This is a genomic window from Sphingomonas sp. UYP23 (genome assembly GCF_054059235.1).
In genome coordinates this window covers 2,082,889-2,102,271 of sequence record NZ_JBSSBX010000001.1, presented here as the reverse complement: position 1 = coordinate 2,102,271, position 19,383 = coordinate 2,082,889, and the positions used below count along the sequence as shown (strand labels likewise).

Below are 19,383 nucleotides of genomic sequence, written 5' to 3'. Positions count from 1 at the left end.
GCGGTTTCGGGTAGAGGATCACCGCGATCGGGGGATCGGATGCAGCATCACCGCACACTCGGCCTGGCCGCCATCGGGATCGTTGCGGCGACCGCCGCGATCGCGCAGGAGCGAGTCGCGCCCAATGCCTGGGGCTATGATTTCGCGCCGCGCTACGATGCAGAGATCGCAGCACCTGCGGTCCACCGCATCCGCTACGGCGACGATCACATCCTGCTGATGGAGGTCGCCAACCCACCCGGTTTCGCGATGCAGCTCCACGGCCATCCCTATCCGTCGATCTTCGCGCGTTCGTCGGGGACGACGCATCTCGGCGGCGGCGGGCCGGGCGACCAGTATCTCGAACCCACCGGCGGGCGGAACGGCGAGCATTGGCACAGTGCGCCGCCGCCCAAGGGCACGCCAGAACTCGAATGCACCGCGGCCGATCCGCAGGCGCCGCATCGTCCGGTCAATCGCGGAACCGTGCCACAGCATTTCTACCGAATCGAGTTCCGCCATTTCGACGATGCCGCAACCCCCGGCGCCACGCGATCGGGCGAAACGCGGCTCTACGAAGATGCCGTTGTCCGCCTGGTCGACGTTCGTATTGCCCCCGGCGAATCGAGCCGTCCCACCGCCACGCGCTATCCCGCGATCCTCGCCGTCGACACACAACGCGCGTTCGACGCGCTCGATGGCGCGGCCGGCCCCGCTGCCGGCCGCTCGCTAGCGCCGACCGGACTGCCGATGCCGCGCTGCATGACGCTCGACGCCGGCGCGATGCTGGCGCTCGACAATAAGGGGAGCGCCGCGCTCCAATATTATCGGCTCGACTTCAAGCGGATCGAGGGTGCCGCGCTCGCCGAGCGATGGCGCGCCTGGTATCCGGGCCTGACGACGATGCGCTGAGACTTACCCAGCCGGCGCTGCGCTGACGGCCGGCACGCGGTGCCCCGCCGGCGCCAGGAACGGCAGTGTCACGGCATAGCCGCCCAAACCGAGCAGCAACGCGAAGGTCACCAGCGTCCCCGCCTCGCGCCCAAGCCGCATTCCGTCCATCCCGAGCGGATGCACCACGCGCGCCACCAGGAACAGCGCGCTCGCCGCCCACAGCCACAGGCTCGTGCCGGTGGTGAATTCGATCAACGCGATCAGGATCACGATGAAGGGGGCCGATTCGATGAAATTGGCATGCGCGCGCATCCGGCGGATGAGCAGTTCGTTCCCGCCATCGCCGACGCTGATCTTGGTCTGGTGGCGAATCGCCCCGGTGCGCATCGCCAGCCACAGGTTCACGATCGCCGCGGCGCCCGCCGTCACGAGCGCGATCGGCAGCATGATATATCCCATCGACAATCCCCAAAATGTCCGTGCGGCGACCCTGGCACCCCATGCACAAGCTTGCAACGTCGTGGAGAATCGCTATAGGCCGCCATCTTCGCGATTTGTCTGGCATCGGTGCCGCTTGCGCGGCCAACGTCAGGCGTTGGTTGCGTAGGAGCCACGACCGGGCGTATCGCATCTGTCAGACACGAATAAGGTTTCGCCAAAATGGCCGTCCCCAAAAGAAAAACCACGCCGTCCAAGCGCGGCATGCGTCGCAGCCACGATTCGCTGACGGTCGCGTCGTTCCAGGAATGCCCGAACTGCGGCGAACTGAAGCGTCCGCACAATCTGTGCCCGTCGTGCGGTCACTATAACGGCCGCGAGATCCTTTCGGTCGAAGGCTGATTCGACGCATCGCCCGGCCAGTTAAACAGGGAGCGACCAGCGTGACGAACAGCTCCCGGATCGCGATCGATGCGATGGGCGGCGATGAAGGCCTGGCGGTGATGCTCGCCGGCGTTGCGCGTGCGCGCCGCCGGTTCGAGGACATGCGCTTCATCCTCGTTGGGGATGAGGCCGCGATCGCGGCTGGGTTGAAGGATCACCCCAACCTCAGCGCGCAGTCCGAGATCGTCCATGCGCCAGACGTGATCGGCTCGAGCGAGAAGCCGAGCCAGGCGCTGCGCCGTGCCAAGTCCACGTCGATGGGAATCGCCATCGACATGGTCAAGCAGGGCCGTGCCGCCGCGTGCGTGTCGAGCGGCAACACCGGCGCGCTGATGGCGATGTCGAAGCTGTCGCTCCGGATGATCCCCGGGATCGATCGGCCTGCGCTTGCCGGACTGATGCCCTCGCTCGGCGCCACCGACACCGTCGTGCTCGATCTCGGCGCCAATACCGAGTGCGATTCGCGCAATCTCATCCAGTTCGCGGTGATGGGTGCTGCGTACGCTCGCACCACGCTCGAACTGGCACGCCCACGCGTCGCGTTGCTCAACATCGGCAGCGAGGATCAGAAGGGCACCGAGACGATTCGCGACGCAGCGACCGCCTTGCGCGCCGCAACGCACCTCCCGCTCGACTTCACCGGTTTTATCGAAGGCGACAAATTGTCGCGCGGCGATGTCGACGTGATTGTGTGCGACGGTTTCTCGGGCAACATCGCGCTGAAGACCGCCGAGGGGACCGCGCGCTTCGTCGCCGATCTGCTCAAGCGCGCCTTCCGCTCCTCGACGCGCTCGAAGATCGGCTTCCTCATCTCCCGCCCCGCGACCGAATTGCTGCGCCATCATCTCGACCCGAACAACCATAATGGTGCCGTGTTTCTCGGGCTCAACGGGTTGGTGGTCAAAAGCCATGGCGGCGCCAACGAGATCGGCGTGTGCACCGCGATCGCGGCCGCCGCGAAGATGGTGCGCGACGATCTCACACGGCGGATTGCCGAGGATCTGGGCGATTTCGAGAAAAAGGCAGCGTAATGCCCCCTATGTCAGTCCGTAGCGTTATCATCGGCACCGGATCGGCGCTGCCCGCACGCCGCGTCTCCAATGCCGAACTCGCCGAGACCGTCGACACGTCGGACGAATGGATCGTCGAGCGCACCGGCATCCGCTTCCGCCACATCGCCAGCCCCGACGAGACCACCGCGACGCTCGCCGCCGATGCGTGCCGTGCGGCACTCGGTTCTGCGGGCATTTCGGCGCACGAGATCGATCTGATCGTGCTCGCGACGGCCACCCCCGACCAGACTTTCCCGTCGAGCGCGACGAAGGTGCAGGCGATGCTCGGCATCGACGATTGCGTCGCGTTCGATGTCGCAGCGGTGTGCTCGGGCTTCCTCTATGCGCTGCAGGTCGCCGACAGCATGTTGCGCAGCGGCGCTGCCAAGCGTGCGCTGGTGATCGGTGCAGAGACGTTCAGCCGAATCCTCGACTGGGAAGACCGCACGACCTGCGTGCTGTTCGGCGATGGCGCGGGTGCGGTCGTGCTCGAGGCGCAGGACACGCACGACACCGGCAATGAAGGGCGCGGCATCCTCGCGATGCGGCTCCACGCCGACGGCCGTCATAACGAAATGCTCTATGTCGATGGCGGCCCCTCGACCACGGGGACCGTCGGCAAGGTCCGCATGAAGGGCCGCGAGGTATTCCGCCACGCCGTCGTCAATCTCGCCGCGGTGATGACCGAAACGCTCGACCGCGCCGGGTTGACCGCCGCCGATGTCGATTGGGTTGTGCCGCACCAGGCCAATGCGCGGATTCTCGACGCGACCGCGCGCAAGCTCCACCTCCCCCCCGAACGTGTTATCGTTACCGTCGACCAGCATGCCAATACTTCGGCAGCGTCGGTCCCGCTTGCGCTCGATACCGCAGTCAAGGACGGACGAATCACGCGGGGCGATTTGATCGTGCTCGAGGCGATGGGCGGCGGATTTACCTGGGGCGCTGCCGTCATCCGGTTCTAACGATTGTTAAATATCGGGAGCCAACACCTTTTCCCATTCGCTTTGTTATGATAGCGTAAGGGTTCGTAGAAGTTTAGCGGGGGACGTATCGATGGAAGCTGCGGGAACGTTGACGCGCGCCGATCTGGCCGAAGCACTCCATCATAATGTCGGCCTGTCGCGTACCGATTCCTCGAAAATGGTCGAGCAGATCCTGCACCACATGTGCAGCGCGCTCGCCAAGGGTGACAACGTCAAGATTTCCGGCTTCGGCACCTTCGTGCTTCGCGACAAGGGCGAACGCATCGGCCGCAATCCCAAGACCGGCATCGAGGTGCCGATCGCGCCGCGCCGCGTGCTGACGTTCCGCGCCAGCCAGATGATGCGCGACCGCATCGTCGAAGCCGACTGATCTATCGCATGACGGTGCCGCCCGCGCGGGCCGGAGATAAGGCGACCAAGGACACGGCGTCCGGCGAGACCGCACCCGGCGACAAGGCGGTCGGGGCGTATCGCACGATCGGCGAGCTCGCCCGCGACACGGGGCTGCCGCAGCATATCCTGCGCTATTGGGAAACGCGCTTTCCGCAGCTGCGCCCGCTGCAGCGCGCTGGCAACCGCCGCTATTACCGGCCCGAGGATGTCGCGTTGGTCAAGCGCATCGCGACGATGCTGAACCAGGACGGCTACACGATTCGCGGCGTGCAACAGGCGCTCGCCGCCGGTCGCCCCGCCACCGAAACCGCCTCCGAAACCGCGCACGGCGCGGGCAGCGGTGCGGTGCGGGCGGTCCGCGACGCGCTGGCGGATGCGCTTGATGCCGACACCGCCGGCTAGGGCGCGAGCCCCCGCGCGAGCATGTCGGCAACGGTGTCGGCAATCGTGTCGAGCGTGAGATCCTCTTCCCAGACGCCGTAGCGCAGGCCCAGAAACACGTTCATCCCCATGATTGCCCAGGCATGCACTTCGGACACGTCGCTGCGAATCTCGCCGCGCTCCGCACCCGCCTTGAGTCGTGCCGCAATCCGCTCCGCAGTCGTCGCATAGTGCAGCTTGAACGAGGCGGGATCGACGAACTCGGCTTCGTCGATGATCCGATAGATCTCCTTATGCCCGCGCACGAAGGCGACGAATTCGCGGAGCCCCGCGCGCTCGGCGGCAATCTGATCCGGCGCGGCGCGAATCGCGGGGGCGACCCGGTCGCGCACCTGATCCGACATGTCGCGCACCAGCGCGCGGAACACGGCGTCTTTCGAATCGAAATAGGTGTAGAAACTGCCCGAGGCGACGCCCGCGCGGCGCGTGATGCCGCTGACCGAAGCGTCGTGAAAGCCGCGCTCGCCGAATTCGATCGCCGCCGCATCGAGGATGCCGCGCAGCGTCTTGCGGCCGCGTTCGGTGCGCGGCGCCTTTCCCGCGCTCGCTGCCGAAGGGCTTGTCGCTGGAGCGACGGGTGGGCTTGTCGCCGGAGCGACGGGTGGGTCCGCCATGGTGCCTGTCATTTCTCAAGTTGAAACCCGGTTCAGGTTTCAGTATAACGATCGTATCGAGCGCACAACCCGGACGATATCGGGCCATCTGGATGCGCCGCAGGAGGGGATAACCGATGACACGCCTGAATTCCGTGCGCGCCTTGCTCTTTGCCGGGGCCGCCCTCGCGGGATTGACCGCGCTTCCCGCGACCGCCCAAAATGCCCTTGCGCCTGCGCCTGCGCCGGCCGAACCACAGGCCGACGAGACCGCCTCGGGCGAGATCGTCGTCACCGCGCGCCGCCGCGAGGAGACGCTGCTCAACGTGCCGATCGCGGTCACCGCCTTCTCGGCCGATCGGCTCGAAAAGACCGGCGCGGTCGATCTGACCGACATCCAGAACGTCACCCCCAACACCACGCTCAAGAACGCGCGCGGCACCAACTCGACGCTCGCCGCCTTCATCCGCGGCGTCGGCCAACAGGATCCGGTGCCGGGGTTCGAGGCCGGCATCGGCATCTATCTCGACGACGTCTATCTCAACCGCCCGCAGGCGGCGGTGCTCGACATCTATGACGTCGAGCGGATCGAGGTGCTGCGCGGCCCGCAGGGCACGCTCTACGGCCGCAACACGATCGGCGGCGCGGTGAAATACGTCACCAAGCGCTTGCCCGACAGCCCCGAGGCGACGCTCAAGGCAAGCTATGGCTCGTACAACCAGGCCGACGGCATCGTCAGCCTGTCGACCCCGATCGGTGCGCTGTTCAAGGTCGGCGTGGCGGGCGCACGGCTGACGCGCGACGGGTTCGGGCGCAACACCAACCTCGGCATCGACAATTACAACAAGAACATCTGGGCGGGTCGCGGCACGATCGAATTCGAATCGCCCGACAGCCGGATGAGCCTGCGCCTCACCGGCGACTATACCGAGGACAAATCGAATGCGCGCAACGGCTCGCGCCTCATCACCAGCCTGCTGACCAACACGCCCGTCCAGTCCAACCCGTTCGACACCCGCGCCGGGCTCAACACCCCCAAGCAGAACATCCAGGCCGGCGGCCTGTCGATGGTCGCGACCGGCGAGCTGAGCGATCATCTCACGATCAAGAGCATCAGCGCGTTCCGCAAGGACCGCTCGTTCACCCCGATCGATTTCGACGCGCTCCCCGCGGTCGATGTCGACGTGCCCGCTGTCTATCGCAACGAGCAGACCAGCCAGGAATTCCAGCTCGCCTACAAGAGCGACAAGCTCAACGGGCTGATCGGCTATTACTATCTCGGCGCCAAGGCCTCGACCGGCTTCGACGTGCTGCTCTCGACCACGCTCGCCAATTTCAACGCCTATACCGCGGGCGACGTGCGGACCGAGACGCACTCGGTGTTCGGCGACTTCACCTATGATTTCACGCCGCAGCTCAGCCTGTCGCTCGGCGGGCGCTATACCTGGGACGAGCGCCGGTCGTTCATCTTCAAGGCGAGCTATTTCGGCGTGACCTCGGAATTCGGCGGAAACCCGACGATCGTCGGCGCACCCTCGACCAATTTCAACGGCACCGCCAAGTTCAAGCGCTTCACCCCGCGCGCCTCGCTCAGCTTCAAGCCGAGCGCCGATCACCTGCTCTACGCCTCCTATTCGGAAGGCTTCAAGGGCGGCGGGTTCGATCCGCGCGGCTCGGGCACCTCGGCGCCCGACGTCAACCAGGACGGCGTGCGCAGCTATCAGGAAATCTACAACTACCTGCTGTTCAAGCCCGAAGTCGTGAAGAGCTACGAAATCGGCTGGAAGGGCTCGGTGTTCGACAAGCGCCTGACCTTCGCGCTCGACGGCTTCTATTCGAACTATAGCAACGTCCAGGTGCCCGGCTCGGTCGGCTGCATCATCGGCGGGGTGCAGTCGTTCTGCGGCATCACCACCAACGCCGCCAAGGCGACGATCAAGGGCGTGGAACTCGAATCGAACGCGGTGCTCGCACGTGATTTCGCCGGCGCCGGCTCGAACGTCTCGCTGGCCGGAACGCTCGGCTATATCGACGCCAAATACGATCGCTTCATCGGGCCGACCGGCACCGACGTCGCCAATGTCCGCGTCTTCCAGAACACGCCCGACTGGACCGCGTCGGGGACGCTGTCGACCAACATCCCCGCCGGTCCCGGCCGCATCAACGCCTCAACCACGCTGTCGTATCGCAGCCTGACGCACCAGTTCGAGACCGCCAGCCCGTTCCTCGACCAGCCGGGCTACGCGCTGTGGGACGCGAACCTGACCTACACCTTCGGCAAGGGGCGCTACTCGATTGGGGTCCACGCCAAGAACATCACCGACAAGCACTACAAGACGTCGGGCTATCAATATATCCGCACCGATCTTGCCGGAAACCCGGTCAGCCTGGCGAACGTCCCCGTCCCCAACGGGCCGTACGTCCCGACGCTCGGCAAGGAAGGCATCGCGACCGCCTTCTACGGCAATCCCCGCCAGGTGTTCGGCACGATCACTGCGCGCTTCTGACCGCTAGACTATCCCGCACCGGCCGCTTGCCTCGCGCAGGCGGCCGGTGCGATCATTCGGGGATATGACCATGACCGCCGCGCCCGCCCGCCCCTCGCCTCCCCGGGCGCGCCTCGTCCTTGCGATGCTGCTCGTGGTCTACACGTTCAACTTCCTCGACCGCCAGATCCTCAGCATCCTCGCGACACCGATCAAGGCCGACCTGCATCTGACCGACGCGCAGTTCGGCGCGGTCGGCGGGCTCGCCTTCGCGATCCTCTATTCGGTGCTCGGCGTCCCGCTCGCCTTCCTCGCCGACCGCACCAGCCGCAGCGGCGTGGTGATGTGGTCGCTGATCGTATGGAGCGGCTTCACCGCTCTGTGCGGGACGGCGACGGGCTATTGGCAGTTGTTCTTCTACCGCCTCGGCGTCGGGGTCGGCGAGGCGGGCGGGGTCGCGCCGTCCTATGCGCTGATATCCGATTATTTCCCGCCCGAACGCCGCGCGCGTGCGCTCGCCGTCTATTCGCTCGGCATTCCGATCGGGCTTGCGGGCGGCGTGCTGCTCGGCGGCTATATCGCCGCGCTGGTCAATTGGCAGACCGCGTTCATCGCGGTCGGCGCGGCGGGGATCGTGGTCGCGCCGCTGTTCCGCTGGCTGGTGCGCGACGTGCCGCGGCCCGTGGTGAGCGCGCAGGATGCGGTGCCGGTGAGCGCGGTGTTTGCCATTCTTGCGCGCAAACCTGCCTTCTGGCTGCTCGCCTTCGGGGCATCGTTCAGCTCGCTGTGCGGATATGGCCTCGCGCTGTGGGCACCGTCGGTGATGATCCGCAGCTTCCACTTCAGCATAATCGAGACCGGGCAGTTCATGGGATCGCTGCTGCTGATCGGCGGCGTGGCCGGCGTGTTCGCGGGCGGCTGGCTCGCCGACCGGCTCGGGCGGAGCGATCGCGGCTGGTATGCGCGGCTCCCCGCAATCGCCTGGGCGATCACCGCGCCGATGTATGCGCTCGGTCTGCTCGCGCCGAGCCCGTGGATGGCGTGGCCGCTGCTGCTGATCCCCAACGCGCTCAACATCCTGTGGCTCGGGCCGGTCACGACGGCGGTCCAGCACCTCGTGCCCTCGCGGATGCGCGCGACGGCGTCGGGCAGCTTCCTGTTCATCAACAATCTGATCGGGCTCGGCGTCGGGCCGATCCTGATGGGCGGCCTGTCGGATCACCTCAAGGCCGCGAACGGCGTCGAATCGCTGCGCTACGCCGCGGTCGGCTGTCTCGGCTTCTACGTCCTTGCCGCGATCCTCGTCCTCTTCGCGGTGCCCTCGCTACGCCGCGATTGGGTCGACGAGCGCACTTAGCGCTCGCGCGTCGCCGCGAACTTCACCTTTGGGTAGCGGTCGGCGACATAGCCGACGTCCCACGCGGTCTTCGCGAGATACACCGGATTGTTGTCGCGATCCTTCGCCATCGACGTGCGGTTGAGGTCCATGAACGCCTTGAGGTCGGCCGGATCCGCCGCCGAAACCCAGCGCGCGGTGTCGTACGGAGCCATCTCGAGCCCGGCATCGACCTTATACTCCGCCTCGAGCCGGCTCAGCAGCACTTCGAGCTGGAGCTGCCCGACGACGCCGATGATCCAGTTCGAGCCGATCTCGGGATAGAAGACCTGCGTCACCCCCTCCTCGGCCATATCGTCGAGCGCCTTGCGCAGCTGCTTGGTCTTGGTCGGATCCTTGAGCGCGACACGTCGCAGGATTTCGGGCGCGAAGTTCGGCAGCCCGGTGAAGCGCACGTCGGCGCGCTCGGACAGCGTGTCCCCCACGCGCAGCGTGCCGTGATTGGGAATGCCGATGATGTCGCCCGGAAACGCTTCGTCGGCGAGTTCGCGTTCGCGCGCAAAGAACAGGATCGGCGAGTGGATCGCGATCGGCTTGCCGTGGCCCGTCGGCGTCAGCTTCATCCCGCGCTTGAAGGTGCCCGAGCACAGCCGCATGAACGCGATGCGATCGCGGTGGTTGGGATCCATATTGGCCTGGACCTTGAACACGAAGCCGGTGACGTCGGCGCGGTCGGGCAGCACTTCGGCAGGCTCGGCCGGCTGCGGGCGCGGCCCCGGCGCATGGCGGCCGAGCGCGTCGATCAGCTCGGCAACGCCGAATTCCTTGAGCGCCGATCCGAAATAGACCGGCGTCTGGTCGCCGCCGCGATACGCCTCGACATCGAACGCGCCATAGCCGCCGAGCGCCAGCTCGGATTCGTCCTGGAGCAGTTTCAGCCCCGCCGGGCTCAGCGTCTTGGCGAGCGCGGGATCATCGAGCCCGGTGAAGCTCAAGGCCTTGCCCATGAACTCGCGGCTCGGCCCCTCGGGCTGGCTCAGGCTGTTGGCGTGGAGATCGTACACCCCCTCGAAATCGCTGCCCATGCCGACCGGCCAGCTCATCGGCGTGACGTCGAGCTGGAGCATCTCGGCGATCTCGTCGAGCAGGTCGAATGGCGGGCGCCCCTCGCGATCGACCTTGTTGACGAAGGTGATGATCGGCACCGAGCGCAGCCGGCACACCTCGAACAGCTTGCGCGTCTGCGCTTCGATGCCGCGCGCGGCGTCGATCACCATCACCGCCGAATCGACCGCGGTCAGCGTGCGATAGGTATCCTCGGAAAAGTCCTCGTGGCCCGGCGTGTCGAGCAGGTTGAAGGTAAGGCCGTTTCGCTCGAAGGTCATCACCGACGAGGTGACCGAGATCCCGCGCTGCTGCTCGATCTTCATCCAGTCAGAGCGCGCACGGCGGTTCTGCCCGCGCGCCTTCACTTCGCCGGCGAGATGGATCGCGCCGCCGAACAGCAGCAGCTTTTCGGTCAGCGTGGTCTTGCCGGCGTCGGGGTGGGAGATGATCGCGAAGGTGCGGCGGTCGGACGTGTGATTCATCTGCGCGCGATAGCGGTTTACGGCTCCAGCGTCACGTGCATCGCGATGGTCTTCGTTTTCGCGGGTGCGAGCGCGAACACGCCGGGCTTGGTGGCGAAATCGCCGGTGAAGCCCTCGGGGTCGGCGATACCATGCCACGGCTCGATGCAGACATACGCCGCGCCGGGCTTGGTCCAGATGCCGAGCATCGGCGTATCGGGAAAATCGACGCGGAGTTGCGGGCCGGTCGGCGCGCCGTAGCGCACGCTCTGCGCGCGGACCGCGTCCCAGATCAGCGCGTCGTCTGTGAAGAGCGCGTCGCGCAGATGCAGCGTGCGGTCGGCGTCGAGCGGCGACGGTCGCGCCTGAGCGACGATCAGCCCGCCGGGTGTCAGCGCTCGCAGCGCCTCGGGCTCGTCGGCGGCAAAGACGATGCGGTGGTCGGCACGCGGCGCGCCGTAGGGGAGCGGCCAGGCGAATGCCGGGTGGAACCCGAAGCTCGCTGGCAGCGTGCGCTCGGGTTCGCGATTCTCGATCTCGGCGGTGATAGCGAGCGTCGCCCCCTCGATCGCATAGGTCAGCCGCAAGGCGAAACGGCGCGGGTAGACGGCAAGCGTCTCGGCGCTATCCTCGAGCAGGAACACCGCACGGGTCGCGCTATGCGCGACGACGGCAAAACTGCTCCGCCGCGCGAAGCCGTGCTTGCCCATCGTGTAGCTTTCGCCATCGAGGCGGAGCGTGTCGCCGTTGAGCCCCCCGACGATCGGAAACAGGATCGGCGCGTGGCCGGTCCAGAACGCAGGGTTCGCGTCGGTCATCAGTTCGCGGCCGTCGGCGTCGCGCAGATGCGTGAGTTCGGCGCCATACGGGTTGATCGCGGCAGAGAGGTCGGCCGTGCCGATTTCGATCAGGGCAGCTTCAGGCATCGGTCGGTCCTCGATCAAACGGTTGTTACGCTCTCAAACGTCACCCCGGGCTTGTCCCGGGGCCCACCGCCCCGCGAACGCAACGGCCGAGACGCGCGAACGCCGGTGGACCCCGGCACAAGGCCGGGGTGACGGTCGGGGTCAACCCCGCAAGCTTGCCCCGAGCTTCGCCGCGGCAGCAACCACCTTTTCGGCGATCGCCTTGAGATCGGCTTCGGCAAAGCTCTTTCTCGCCCGGCTGCAACGTCACTTCGACACCCAGGCTCTTATGCCCTGGCTCGACACCTGTCCCGGTGAAGACGTCGAACAGCCGCGCCGCGACGATGCTTGCCTTGTCCGCCCCCTTGACCGCGCGCACCAGCGCTTCGGCGGCGAGCGTCTCGGGCACGAGGAAGGCGAAATCGCGCCGCACCGCCTGCAACGCCGGCGGCGCATAGGCCGCCCGCGCGAAGCCGGTCGAGCGCTTCGCCGGAAGCGCGTCGAGATAAAGCTCGACCGCCGCCACCGGGCCGTCGAGATCGAACGCGCGCAGCGTCAGCGGGTGGACCATGCCGAATGCGGCGAGCACGGTCTTCGGCCCAAGCCGAAGCGTGCCCGACTGCCCCGGATGCCACGCCTCGCCGGCATCCCCCATCACCTGCAGATTCTCGACCGGCGCGCCGATCGCGGCGAGCAAAGCGAGCGCCTCGGCCTTGGCGTCGAACGCATCGAACGGCTTGGCCTTGCCCTCCTGCCAGCCGCGGGCGCGGTTCTCGCCGGCGAGCACGACGCCGAGCGTCGGGTGCTCGCCCCCCGCCAAATAGCGCCGCCCGATCTCGAACAGCCGCACGCCTGCAGTACCGCGCTTCATGTTGCGCTCGGCCGCCGAGAACAGCCCCGGCAGCAGCGACGGCCGCATGACCTTCAGCTCATCGCTGATCGGATTGGCGAGCGTCCATGCAGCCCCGCCGATCGCGCTCGCCTGCGCGTCCGACAGGAAGCTCCACGTCAGCGTCTCGTTGAGCCCACGCGCGGCGGCAGCGCGGCGCGCGCGGCTTTCGAGGCGCTGCTCGGGCGTGGCGGTCGGCTTGGCGACGCCGGCCGCGCGCGGGAGCGGCACGGGTGCGACCGAATCGATGCCCTCGATGCGGATGATTTCCTCGACCAGATCGGCGGGGCCATCGACGTCGCGGCGTGCCGGCGGCGGTAGCACGGTCCAGTCCGCCTGGACGGCGAAGCCGAGCGCGGTCAGGATCGCGCGCTGGCGATCTTCGGCAACGGCGAGGCCACCGAGCGTTTCCGCCAGTGCCGGATCGTAGGCGATCCGCTTGCGGTCGAGCGGCGGTGTGCCCGAATAGGTCGGCACGCTGGCGCTGCCGCCGCATAGGTCGAGCACCAGCCGCGTCGCGATCGCGAGGCCTTGCTCCAGGAATGCCGGATCGACGCCACGCTCGAAGCGCGAGCGTGCGTCCGAGGTCAGCATCAGCGCCTGGCCGGTGCGCGCGATGCGATCGGGGTCGAAATAGGCGCATTCGATGATGACGTCGGTGGTCTCGGCCGAAACGCCCGAATCCTCGCCGCCCATGATGCCGCCGATGTCGTGGACGTGCGCCGCGTCGGCGATCACCGTCATCGTCTCGGCGAGGCTGTAGGTCTTGCCGTTGAGCGCGACGACCTGCTCGCCCGCCGCCGCCTTGCGCGCGACGAGCCCGCCCGTCAGCTTCGCACGGTCATAGACGTGCAACGGCCGCCCGAGATCGAACATCACGTAATTGGTGATGTCGACCAGCGTCGAGATCGGCCGCTGGCCGATCGCGGTGAGGCGGCGGCGCATCCATTCGGGCGCCTCGCCATTGGTCAGGCCGCTGACACTCTGTGCGAAGAAGGCGGGGCAGCCCGCGGCATCGTCGGTGCGCACGTCGGGGCCTTCGCCCGCACCCGCGACCGGCGCATAGGCAAGCGGCTTGGCCGTGCCGAGCCCGGCGACGACCAAGTCGAGCGCGATCCCGCGTACGCTCATGCAATCGGGCCGGTTGGGGAGCACGTTGATGTCGATCACCGGATCGTTGAGCCCGGCATAATCGGGATAGGCCATCCCGATCGGCGCATCGGCGGGCAGCTCGATGATGCCGTCATGGTCCTCGCCCAGCTCGAGCTCGCGCGTCGAGCACATCATGCCGTTCGATTCGACCCCGCGGATCGCCGCGACCTTCAGGACCATGCCGTTCGACGGCACCGTCGCGCCGGGCGCGCCGAACACGCCGACGAGCCCCGCGCGCGCATTGGGCGCACCGCAGACGACCTGGAGCGGACCGTCCCCGGCGTCGACCGAAAGCACCTGCAACTTGTCCGCCTGCGGATGCGGCGCGGCGCTGAGCACCTTGGCCACCTTGAACGCCGCGAGCGTCGCGCCCGGGTTCTCGACGCCTTCGACCTCGAGGCCGATCCGCGTCAGCGTCTCGACGATCGTGTCGAGCGACGCGTCGGTATCGATATGCTGCTTGAGCCAGTCGAGGGTGACCTTCATGCGCCGACTCCCTGGCTCAGCGTGGGCACGTCGAGTGCCGAGAAACCGTAATGCTTCAACCAGCGCGCATCGCCTTCGAAGAACGGCCGCAGGTCATCCATGCCGTATTTGAGCATCGCGAGCCGATCGACCCCGACCCCGAAGGCGAAGCCCTGCCACTCCTTGGGATCGAGCCCGCACGCCTCGATCACCTTGGGATGGACCATCCCGCTGCCGAGCAGCTCCATCCAGCCTTCCGACCCGCCGAGCGTGCGGCGGCCCTTGACCGTGGTGTAGCCGACATCGACTTCGGCCGACGGTTCGGTGAAGGGGAAATAGCTCGGCCGCAGGCGGAGCACGATGTCGTCGCGCTCGAAGAACGCCTTGAGGAAGGTTTCGAGCGTCCATTTGAGATGGCCGAGCGTGATGCCCTTGTCGATCACCAGCCCCTCGATCTGGTGGAACATCGGCGTGTGCGTCGCGTCCCAGTCCGAGCGATAGACGCGGCCCGGCGCGATGATGCGGATCGGCGGCTCCTGGCTCATCATCGTGCGGATCTGCACCGGCGAGGTGTGGGTGCGCAGGACCTTCGCCTCTTCACCCTCGGCGGCGTTGAGATAGAAGGTGTCGTGCATCGCGCGCGCGGGATGGCTCTCGGGCATGTTGAGCGCGGTGAAATTGTGCCACTGGTCCTCGATCTCGGGACCGGTCGCGACCGCGAAACCGAGGTCGGCGAAGATCTCGGCGAGCTCGTCCATCACCTGGCTGACCGGATGGACCGAACCATGCGGCGCGGCGTCGGCGGGGAGCGTCATGTCGAGCGTTTCGCTGGCGAGCCGCGCGTCCAATTCAGCGCGGTCGAGCGCGGCCTTGCGCTCGGCGATCGCACTGGTGACCGCCTCGCGCAGCCCCTGGATGCGCGGCCCCTGCACCTGCCGCTCGTCGGGCGACAGGCCGCCGAGCGTCTTGAGCAACGCGGTCACGCTGCCCTGTTTGCCGAGCAAAGCGACTCGCTGTGTCTCCAGGCTATCGAGCGTGTCCGCCGCGATGATCGCGCCGAGCGCAGTGTCGCGCATGTGGTCAAGGTCCGTGGTCATCGTCTTCCCGTCCGTTTCACCGTGGCCGATAACGAAAAGGGCGCGGGTGGCCTAGACCACCCGCGCCCCAAATCGCGTTTGCTCGACAGGTCGCCTTAGGCGGCCTGGGGCAGAGCCGCCTTTGCCTGCGCGATGATGACGCTAAACGCGGCACCCTCGTGCATCGCCAGATCGGCGAGGACCTTGCGGTCGAGTTCGACGCCGGCGAGCTTCAGGCCGTGCATGAACACGCCGTAGGTGAGGCCCTCGACACGGACAGCCGCGTTGATGCGCTGGATCCAGAGCGCACGGAAGTTGCGCTTCTTAACCTTGCGATCGCGATAGGCGTACTGGCCGGCCTTTTCGACCGCCTGACGGGCGATACGGATCGTGTTCTTGCGACGGCCATAATAGCCCTTCGCCAGATTGAGGATCCGCTTGTGCTTTGCGTGGGTGGTTACACCCCGTTTTACGCGTGCCATTCTCTAATTCCTTCCGCTCAGCCGAGACCGTAAGGCGCCCACGCCTTGACGGTTGCCGTATCGGCCTTGGACAGCAGCTTGGTGCCGCGGTTCTGACGGATGTACTTGCTGTTGTGGCTCATCAGTCGGTGACGCTTGCCGGCGACGCCGTGCTTCAGCAGGCCGGTTGCGGTGAGCTTGAAGCGCTTCTTGACGCCGCTCTTCGTCTTGAGTTTGGGCATTTTCGTCCTTTCCAAATATGCGACGATCTATGAACGGCCACGGCAGCCCATACCGGCCGGGCAGTTCCTCTTACTCGCAGGAGGGGCGGCGCATAATGGAGAGTCGCCGAAAGATCAATGCCCGCGGCAGGCGAGCGCCTCGAGAATCTCCTCGATCCGCGCCGGATCCCCCGCCGCGACGACCTCGCCGACCGAATCGGCGGTGAGCGGGTCGCCCTGCCAGTCGCACATCCGCCCGCCCGCGCCCTCGACCACCGGCACCAAGGCGGCAAAATCGTGCAGCTTCAGCTGCGCCTCGACCACCACGTCGAGCCACCCGCTCGCGACGCAGCCATAGTTATAGCAATCGCCGCCGAGCACGGTGCTCATCACCGCGCCGTCGAGATGCTCGAAGGCATGGAGCTGCGAATCGTCGAACAAGGCGGGCGATGTCGTCGCGAGCAGCGCCTTGCCGAGATCGGCGCAGCGCCGTGTCGCGGCAGGCTTGCCGTTGAACAGCGTTGGTTTGCCCATCACCCCGGTCCAGCGCTCCCGCAGGATCGGCTGGTCGATCACCCCCATCATCGGCCAGCCCTCGATCACCAAGGCGATCAGCGTGCCGAAGATCGGCCGCCCGGAGATGAACGCGCGCGTCCCGTCGATCGGATCGAGCACCCAGGCGCGGCCGCTCGTGCCGTCCTTGGTGCCATATTCCTCGCCGATGATCGCATCGGCGGGAAAGGCGCGCTCGATCAGGCTCCGCATCGCCGCCTCGGCGGCGCGATCGGCGAGCGTCACGGGCGAGGCATCGTCCTTCGCCTCGAGCCCGTACTCGGTACGATAATAGGGTCGGATCGCCGCGCCCGCCGCATCGGCAAGGGCGGCGGCAAGGGCGAGATCGGTGTCGGTGACGCGCATTGCCTTTGCCTAAAGCGGCTGGCAGGGTTTCGCCAGCCCAAGCGGCGGGAATCGCGCCGGGTCTGTCAGCATGCGGGTGATCCCAAAGGAACTATGATGTCTCGTCTTTCGATCTTGGTCGCGGGCGTGGCGCTCGTGTGCGCGGGGCCCGCGGCGGGGCAGCTTCGCCCGCTGCTCGACCCGCCCGCCTCGGCCGACGCGGCGCGTGCCGGCGTCGAGGTGTTCCTGCTCAACGAAAGCGCCGCCGCACAGCCGGCGCAGGGCCCGGCCGAGATCGAGACGATCGCCCGCGATGGCAGCAAGCTCCGCCTGGTCGCCATACCCGACGCCCAATCTCTCCCCGACGCGGCGATGCACATCTCGGCACCAAGCATCGCCGCGGGCGGCTTCGCGCGCGTCCGCTACCGTCTCGCCGACACCGCGCCCGGCGCGCTCGCGACGGCGTCGCCGCTGAGCACGCCACGTCCGGCCGCGCCCGCCACCGCCGGCGAAAGCGTCATCGCCACCTCGCGCGGCGGATCGGGCGCATTTCTCGACCGGTTGCACCCCTATGCGCCGATCTACGGAGTATTCGGCGCGGGCGATTCGGGCGCGAAACTGCAGGTCAGCCTCGATTTCCGCGTGCTCGGCCGCGACGATGGGCCACGGCTCGACATCGCCTATACCCACACGATGTTCTGGGCGACCGACAAGGCGTCTGCACCGATTCGCGCGCAGGGGTACAGCCCCGAAGTGTTCGTCGACGTTCCCGTCTCGTCGTCGCTGCTCGTCGGCGGCGGCTATCGCCACGATTCGAACGGCGGCGGCGTCACCAATTCGATCGACGTGAACCGCTTCTACCTGCGCGCAACCAAATCGTTCGATCTCGGCAACACATGGAAGCTTTCGCTCGCACACTGGGCGTGGGGCTATTTCGGCAATCAGGGACTCGCGCCCGATCTCGACCGCTATTGGGGCTATACCGCGCTCGGGGTCACCATAGGCCAGCGCGACGGACTGAAGGTTTCGGTCACCGGTCGTGGCAATCCCGGCACCGGCAAGGGCAGCGCCGAGGGCTTCATCTCCTATCCGCTCGTGCGGATCGACGATCGGCTGCCGCATCTGTACCTCTTCAGCCAGCTCTTCACCGGCTATGGCGAGACACTGGTAGAGTACAACCGCAACGTCAGCCATGCCCGCTTCGGGATCGCGCTGACGCGGTAAGGCGTCGCCATCAGTCCGCCGCCGGTCACCCAATGTTAGCAGTTCGCGCGTAAAGCGGGGAGCAGGATTGGCCGCCGCGGGTGGCTTACGATGCTAGGGGGGCTTTGACAGCGATGGGTCTAGCGCGGAGCACACGGCTCGTTGCCGCCGAGGACCGTGCCGCGCAGGTCTTCGATTGCGTCCGCGCTTTCCTGGCGCTGCACGGTCTCAGCGCCGAGCCGGCGCATTACGCCTTTGCCTATGACGTTGTCTGCAACCCCGCCGGGGTGATCGCCAAATCGGTCGCGACGATCACCGAGGGCGGCATCCGCCTGTCGGCGCGCGATATCGAATCGCTCGGCGGCGGCACCGTCGCTGCATCTGCGCCGGGCACCTCCCCCGACGGGCTGGTCGCGCAGACGCAGATGCAGGTCGAGGGTTTCACCGACATGGTCCGCTCGATGCGCGCCGAAACTGCCGATTTCGGTCGCGATCTCGCCGCCAGCGCCACCGCGCTGCAAGGCGGCGCAAGCAGCGAAGACATGATCCGGCTGACCGCGGTGATGCTCGATCGCGTCCAGTCGGCCGAAGCGCGATTGCAGGCCGCGACCTCCGAGGCCGACCAGTTGCGCGCCAAGCTCGAGGAAGCCCGCGGCGACGCGCGGCGCGACCCGCTGACCGGGCTTCCCAACCGGCGCGCGTTCGAAGAGGCGTTCGCCGAGCAGAGCGCCCGCGGAACGCGGCTGTGCCTCGCGGTGTGCGACGTCGACCGCTTCAAGCGCGTCAACGATCAGTTCGGCCATTCGGTCGGCGACCGCGTGCTCAAGGCGATTGCCGAGGCGTTGAGCGCCGCCTGCGAGGGCCATTTCGTCGCGCGCTATGGCGGCGAGGAATTTGTCATTCTGTTTTCGAACGTCGATCTTGCGCAAGCGCACACGACGCTCGAATCGGCGCGGCTGACCGTCGACGCCAAGCGCTACCGGCTGCGCGAGACCGACATGCCGCTTGGTGCGGTGACCTTCTCGGCCGGGCTGACCCCGGCGGAGTCCGGCGAGCAGCTCGGCGCGGTGTTCGGCAGGGCCGACAAGCTGCTCTATGCAGCGAAGGACAGCGGTCGAAACCAGGTGCGCCTACCTTAGCAAATCCCGCTTGTGTTTGGCACAGGATGCGACGTTCGCTTTCCACAATCTGCCACAACTCCAGGATAGTTCCGTTATTACAGTGCTTTACGGATTTGGCACGCACCGTGCAAAGCTCTTGGCATCGACGCTTCGGATGGTCCGGAGCGCCAGATCGCAAAGGGAACTTCATCATGACCGTCCGTTTCGAATCGCTCCAGCGCGTCGCCGTCTCGCTCGTTGCAGCACTCATGCTCACTGCCGTGCTCGCCTCGACTGCCGTGTCGCTCGCCCCGATCGCCTGATCGGGAGCGGGCCACCGCCCGCCTTTTCACCCCAAGAATTTTCGAACTGACAAGCGCGATACTCGCCCTTAGGCTCCTCTT

General features: G+C 66.8%; 18 protein-coding genes and 1 pseudogene. 10 read left to right on the top strand and 9 right to left on the bottom strand.

All coding sequences use genetic code 11. The features are described from left to right. The first annotated feature begins 39 nt into the window (after positions 1–39). On the top strand, positions 40–891 hold the full coding sequence (locus tag ACVWYO_RS10395; protein WP_457350532.1) for a hypothetical protein: 852 nt from the start codon (positions 40–42) through the stop codon (positions 889–891). Positions 892–894: 3 nt separating this feature from the next. Here ACVWYO_RS10395 and ACVWYO_RS10390 read toward each other — a convergent pair whose 3' ends face one another. Beyond that, positions 895–1,332: an MAPEG family protein gene (locus ACVWYO_RS10390; protein ID WP_457350530.1), complete on the bottom strand. Its 438-nt coding sequence runs from the start codon at positions 1,330–1,332 to the stop codon at positions 895–897. A 201-nt stretch (positions 1,333–1,533) separates the two neighbouring features. On the opposite strand from ACVWYO_RS10390, the gene rpmF reads away from it, so the two are divergent. From rpmF to ACVWYO_RS10365, 5 genes are all read left to right on the top strand, one after another. Next, a complete protein-coding gene (gene rpmF / locus ACVWYO_RS10385; protein ID WP_010184208.1) occupies positions 1,534–1,713 on the top strand; it encodes a 50S ribosomal protein L32 in 180 nt (59 codons plus the stop codon). Between the two features lie 41 nt (positions 1,714–1,754). After that, positions 1,755–2,786 (top strand): phosphate acyltransferase PlsX, encoded by a 1,032-nt coding sequence (plsX, locus tag ACVWYO_RS10380; protein ID WP_457350527.1) that lies wholly within the window; start codon positions 1,755–1,757, stop codon positions 2,784–2,786. Between the two features lie 8 nt (positions 2,787–2,794). Beyond that, the gene (locus ACVWYO_RS10375) at positions 2,795–3,772 is read left to right on the top strand and encodes a beta-ketoacyl-ACP synthase III (protein ID WP_457350525.1); all 978 of its coding nucleotides are present in this window, start codon (positions 2,795–2,797) and stop codon (positions 3,770–3,772) included. Between the two features lie 91 nt (positions 3,773–3,863). Continuing rightward, the gene (locus ACVWYO_RS10370) at positions 3,864–4,163 is read left to right on the top strand and encodes an integration host factor subunit alpha (RefSeq protein WP_140851465.1); all 300 of its coding nucleotides are present in this window, start codon (positions 3,864–3,866) and stop codon (positions 4,161–4,163) included. A gap of 8 nt (positions 4,164–4,171) precedes the next feature. Next, complete coding sequence (locus ACVWYO_RS10365; RefSeq protein ID WP_457350523.1) at positions 4,172–4,588, top strand: MerR family transcriptional regulator; 417 nt, start codon at positions 4,172–4,174, stop codon at positions 4,586–4,588. Here the strand turns inward: ACVWYO_RS10365 and ACVWYO_RS10360 are convergent. Further along, positions 4,585–5,241, bottom strand: a complete 657-nt coding sequence (locus ACVWYO_RS10360; protein ID WP_457350521.1) for a TetR/AcrR family transcriptional regulator — start codon at positions 5,239–5,241, stop codon at positions 4,585–4,587. The two genes, ACVWYO_RS10365 and ACVWYO_RS10360, sit on opposite strands and share 4 nt — an antisense overlap. Before the next feature lie 116 nt (positions 5,242–5,357). On the opposite strand from ACVWYO_RS10360, the gene ACVWYO_RS10355 reads away from it, so the two are divergent. After that, a complete protein-coding gene (locus ACVWYO_RS10355; protein WP_457350519.1) occupies positions 5,358–7,727 on the top strand; it encodes a TonB-dependent receptor in 2,370 nt (789 codons plus the stop codon). Positions 7,728–7,797: 70 nt separating this feature from the next. Continuing rightward, complete coding sequence (locus ACVWYO_RS10350) at positions 7,798–9,063, top strand: spinster family MFS transporter (protein WP_457354937.1); 1,266 nt, start codon at positions 7,798–7,800, stop codon at positions 9,061–9,063. Here ACVWYO_RS10350 and ACVWYO_RS10345 read toward each other — a convergent pair. From ACVWYO_RS10345 to hisN, 7 genes and pseudogenes are all read right to left on the bottom strand, one after another. Continuing rightward, positions 9,060–10,631 carry a peptide chain release factor 3 gene (locus tag ACVWYO_RS10345; protein WP_457350517.1) on the bottom strand — a complete coding sequence of 524 codons (1,572 nt, stop codon included), beginning with the start codon at positions 10,629–10,631 and terminating at the stop codon, positions 9,060–9,062. The genes ACVWYO_RS10350 and ACVWYO_RS10345 overlap by 4 nt on opposite strands. 17 nt (positions 10,632–10,648) lie before the next feature. Next, entirely contained in the window at positions 10,649–11,536 is an 888-nt protein-coding gene (locus ACVWYO_RS10340; RefSeq protein ID WP_457350515.1) for an aldose 1-epimerase family protein, read from the bottom strand. 141 nt (positions 11,537–11,677) lie between these two features. Then, positions 11,678–14,042, bottom strand: a pseudogene (pheT, locus tag ACVWYO_RS10335) (phenylalanine--tRNA ligase subunit beta). Continuing rightward, positions 14,039–15,118 carry a phenylalanine--tRNA ligase subunit alpha gene (gene pheS / locus ACVWYO_RS10330; RefSeq protein WP_457350513.1) on the bottom strand — a complete coding sequence of 360 codons (1,080 nt, stop codon included), beginning with the start codon at positions 15,116–15,118 and terminating at the stop codon, positions 14,039–14,041. Before pheS ends, pheT begins: the two are co-directional and overlap by 4 nt. 95 nt (positions 15,119–15,213) lie before the next feature. Further along, complete coding sequence (rplT, locus tag ACVWYO_RS10325; protein ID WP_133191094.1) at positions 15,214–15,579, bottom strand: 50S ribosomal protein L20; 366 nt, start codon at positions 15,577–15,579, stop codon at positions 15,214–15,216. A gap of 17 nt (positions 15,580–15,596) precedes the next feature. Next, on the bottom strand, positions 15,597–15,800 hold the full coding sequence (rpmI, locus tag ACVWYO_RS10320; RefSeq protein ID WP_010184218.1) for a 50S ribosomal protein L35: 204 nt from the start codon (positions 15,798–15,800) through the stop codon (positions 15,597–15,599). A 114-nt stretch (positions 15,801–15,914) separates the two neighbouring features. After that, positions 15,915–16,697 (bottom strand): histidinol-phosphatase, encoded by a 783-nt coding sequence (hisN, locus tag ACVWYO_RS10315; RefSeq protein ID WP_457350510.1) that lies wholly within the window; start codon positions 16,695–16,697, stop codon positions 15,915–15,917. Positions 16,698–16,793: 96 nt separating this feature from the next. Between hisN and ACVWYO_RS10310 the strand changes: the two genes are divergently transcribed. Continuing rightward, positions 16,794–17,900 carry a phospholipase A gene (locus ACVWYO_RS10310; protein ID WP_457350508.1) on the top strand — a complete coding sequence of 369 codons (1,107 nt, stop codon included), beginning with the start codon at positions 16,794–16,796 and terminating at the stop codon, positions 17,898–17,900. A 113-nt stretch (positions 17,901–18,013) separates the two neighbouring features. Further along, positions 18,014–19,018 (top strand): GGDEF domain-containing protein, encoded by a 1,005-nt coding sequence (locus tag ACVWYO_RS10305; protein WP_457350506.1) that lies wholly within the window; start codon positions 18,014–18,016, stop codon positions 19,016–19,018. Positions 19,019–19,383: the final 365 nt, after the last annotated feature.